Genomic DNA, 4,042 nt, shown 5'->3' with positions numbered 1-4,042 from the left:
TTAGCGTAATCTCAACCTCCGAATAATATAACGTGGTCTCAATCGCAGAAAACGAAACCCAAAACAGCCCTAAAAAGGGCTGTTATCTGATAAGGCTGTTGTTTTTAGTCTCACTCAAGGAGGCCAGCTTTCTTTTTACGGAAATAAGTAGCTCGACTGATCCCTAAGTTTTCCCACGGTTTCACCTGAGCGATAGAATCAGCTTTAATAGTTCCAGTAGGACGACCGCCTCCTTTTGAAATCTTACCACCTGTCGATACTTTGCCACCCTTTGCACCTTTCCTTGCTTGGCTTGCTCTAAAGGCTTGAGGTGTAAAATGCTTGTACGTCCAGTTAGCAATAGACTTAGCGATTGCTTTCACCTCTGACACTGGCAAAGGCACTTTAAATTGAGTGTTAAGGGCTTCTACGTGGTCATATACAGCGCCATTCCACATTGGCTTATAATCTGGTGCCCAATAGCCCCTAATAGCTCTGTATGCCCATTTGCTTGCAGATTCAAATAACTCACAATTACGACCTAAGCCAGAAGATTCTATTCCTTTTCTTGGATGGCCTTTTAAATCGAGATAATCCGCTAACTCATCTAGCGTGTATTCGTGCTCTGTCCAAATCTCAGTTTGCCAGTGACTATGTAACGGATTTTTAGTTAATAGACCTGCAAAACCTCTATCAGCTTGTAACTTCTCCGTCATAGCTGACTCAATGGCAGCTAGGTACTTCATCGGCTCAAGGTGAGCCATATCAGAAGTACATACCGACACTTTCAAGCGGTAGCTAAGATGACCGTGCGCGTTCTCAGGAGTCTTAGTAGACCAATATGGCGGTGGTAGGTCGTTGTCGTACCAAGCTAGAACCGAGCCTTGTCGGTCAATATCAAAGATCAGATAAGTGACCAACTTCGGTTGGTTCACTTGCAGATACTTCTTCTTGATCGCTGTGTTTTTGGTGCGTATGTAAGTAACACCGAGTTCATCGGTGCAATACGGCTTATAAGGAAGTGTCTCGATTAGCTCGAGTTGAAAAGCGTCTGAACGTTTAGCTTTCACACATAACTGCGCTTATGGCGGTTATGTGCTGATTGTATTTGTCTGTTCATGTGTTAAAATTACCTTAGAAATTCAGCCCTGACTTCTTATATCTACCGCCAAGTTGACCTAAGATTCAGGGCTTTGTTTTATCTGGCGTTTATCTTACTCCTCAATACCTTGCTTCGCAATTTCCCCTTTAAAGCTTCTTGCTATCAGGCACAAAAAAGGCCGCTATAGCGACCTTTAGATAATCATTGTTCTACCGAAACACTGTACTGCGCACTAAGTGTCGTTACGTTAAATCGACCACCTACGAACAACGAGTTTTATACTTGTATAAGTGCCCTAATTTCATTGGCTGGTACATTAGCAAGCTCTTTGGGTTCCATTTTATACATACCACCTCCGTAAACACGCCCCTCATCTGTCATTGCTTTCCCAGTTATCTGGTTCAATGCTTGAAGCAACTGATCATTCAATTCAGGTTTTTCTTCAATTTTTTTTTCTAAGAACGGCTTGGGGTAAAGTATCAAATATGAATTTGAAACAATTGCTTTTGATCTGTTTAAGATAAAACGAAATGGCTTTTTCCCTTCTTTATCTGAACGTCCTATATACGTGCAGTAGAAACGGCTTTCAGATCTTCGCTCTTGCGAATACCAAATCTTACGTTTTTTACACAAGTACCTTTCAGATACACCTGCTTGAATACCTTCTTCGAGATATTGATAAAGTTCAGGGTAATTCCATTTTACTTCATCAAATGGAAGCTTACAGTCAAGAACAAATAGCTGATCTTCAATTTCTGGATAGCCATTTTCATCAGGGTTAATTTCAGTCGAATTAAGATATCTCGGACTAGGCAAAATTGGGCGAAATTGTTCAAGTGGTAATCTACGGCTTTCAATTTGTTCACGTGTAAGAACAAAGAACTTGTTTTCACCGGTTGCTATACCACGTTTAACATCAAAGAAGTCATTTAATCTTGGTGAATCGTTTTCTTCCCGTTCTTCAGATAAAGGGAACCTTGTCCATTTATTTTCTTTTCTTAATACAGAAACACTAACGTCTTTTTCATGTTCAGGAGCGTCGATCGTTCCGCCATAAGTGAATTTTACTTTATGATTTTTTACCGGCTTCTTATTTTTAAACCAAACAACAGCTGATGAAACAAGGGCATCATCGAATTGAACATCATTTGGATCAAATCGATGAATCTGAAGAAGCGTTACTTCTTTCAGTAAATAATCCTTCACAGCCTGACCGTAATTAACATCCATGAATTCACTGGGTATTAACCAACCGGCAATACCGTTTTTCTTCATCCATGGGTGTGCTAATGCCATGAAGTGACAATATAGACCTGCCAAGCCAGACAGTTTCATATTTGCAGCTTCAAGTGCTTTAGCTTGAAGTCGTTCCTTTTGTCCGTTTATGTGATGGTGGCGAACATAAGGCGGGTTACAAATAATTAGATTATATTTTTCATCTTCAGCCGGTGGAGTTTGTTTCGTGAAGTCGGCAAGCTGATAATCAAGGTCAGTTCCTTCCCATAGCTTCAAAGCTGGTTTACCGTAATGCTCATCAATTTCAAAACCAGTTGCCGCTTCAATGCGGGATTCAGAAAATACATTATTCAACGCACTGTAAAACGAACCAGTCCCAAATGCGGGATCAAGAAAACGAACCTTCCCACGGTTAGAGAAAATGTTTTTTGCATGGATTAGAACGTCGTTAGCCAACATATTCGGCGTAGAAAATTGCCCCATGATATTGCGTTCTTCTTGACTCTTTTGAGAGTCAAGTTCCGCCTGTAGGGTCTGACGTTTTTTTTCTAGTCTATCTATATTCATTTTATAACCTGAACTGTGCTAAATCATCAATACGGTGTTCCCAAACCCAATCAATACCTTCAGCAGCTTCATATCCGAGATAACCTGAGTCAAAATAACCACATAGGAATAAATCAAACGTTATTTTTTCACCATAGGTATGACGAAGCTGTTGAATCTTAATAGCTTCTTCTTTGCGACGTTTGTTCGTGTTAGTAAAGTCACCGGCAGACTTAGCTTCAAACAGCGCAGGGAAGTCACCTTCTTTAGCATCTTTACGCATGATTACGGCATCTACCGGTATGTTAACTTGCTTACCATCATCGCCTTGATTTACCGGTACATTGAACCGGAATGAAAAAGTGCCATTAGGCATAGAAAGCCAATCTTCAGCTTCTCCCGAATTCAGTTCACGATACCCACGAGCTTCAAGCCATGCTTTCATAGCAGAAAGTTGCCGCTGTTCTTGAGCGTTTCTGATTATTGGGTCAGCAACCGCACCACAAAGACGGTCAGCAACGATTGTTGAAGCTCTGTGAACTTCTTCTTTAGTCCCTGCATCACCACGGTTCTTCCAAACGAAAATATCAGGGTCAGCCATCTTTTCTATAATCTCCCCGATCATATCCAATTGTTTGACCAATTCAGGTTTTTTCATTTTTGGTGGAACACGTCCATCTTTTTCCATGGACTTCACTAAGTTGGGGGACACACCAGACAAACCAATAAGACGATCACGGGCAATTGGCGGGCATGTAGTCATTCGAAGCATGGGCAAAACAGAAGGATGACTCTGAAGGGTATCAGGTTTAATATTCGTTAAGTTTTCCGTCCGTTGAAGAGCTTCTTCAACTTGCTTAGTGGTTTCAGCTCGGGTTTCCCTAAACGCCTTGGGCGCGAACGTCATAAACCAGTCATTGTAAAAATCAACAGACTTAGCAACGTCTGACTTCCAAATGTCAACTTTATCTCTGTTTACTGCCACAAATGAACCTTCATCAAATTTATTATTTGTCTGAGTATCTCATTTTATTAAGTCTGGAATAAATCTAAATTTGAGGTGGTCATTATTCCTATTATGGTAAATGCACGACTTTTCTATCGAAAACAGCATCTAGAAGCCCCTCAAGCAGCCTGTAAGCCATTTTAAGAGCCAAAGCCACCCGTAGACACACAAAT

The 4,042-nt window shown here is 40.9% G+C and carries 3 protein-coding genes; all 3 read right to left on the bottom strand.

Going from position 1 to position 4,042, the window contains the following annotated elements:
* Positions 1-110 precede the first annotated feature (110 nt).
* The 3 genes from AB4484_RS13610 to AB4484_RS13600 all read right to left on the bottom strand — a co-directional run bounded on the left by AB4484_RS13610 (position 111) and on the right by AB4484_RS13600 (position 3,848).
* Positions 111-1,049, bottom strand: a complete 939-nt coding sequence (locus AB4484_RS13610) for a replication initiation protein (RefSeq protein WP_372078691.1) — start codon at positions 1,047-1,049, stop codon at positions 111-113.
* A gap of 308 nt (positions 1,050-1,357) precedes the next feature.
* A complete protein-coding gene (locus AB4484_RS13605; RefSeq protein ID WP_372078689.1) occupies positions 1,358-2,884 on the bottom strand; it encodes an Eco57I restriction-modification methylase domain-containing protein in 1,527 nt (508 codons plus the stop codon).
* A 1-nt stretch (position 2,885) separates the two neighbouring features.
* Positions 2,886-3,848, bottom strand: a complete 963-nt coding sequence (locus AB4484_RS13600; RefSeq protein WP_372078687.1) for a XamI family restriction endonuclease — start codon at positions 3,846-3,848, stop codon at positions 2,886-2,888.
* Between the last annotated feature and the right edge of the window lie 194 nt (positions 3,849-4,042).

This window comes from Vibrio sp. 10N.261.46.A3 (assembly GCF_041472995.1).
Lineage (GTDB): Bacteria > Pseudomonadota > Gammaproteobacteria > Enterobacterales > Vibrionaceae > Vibrio > Vibrio coralliirubri.
Note: the sequence above shows the minus strand (reverse complement) of the source record. Positions and strands in the feature narration are given on the sequence as shown.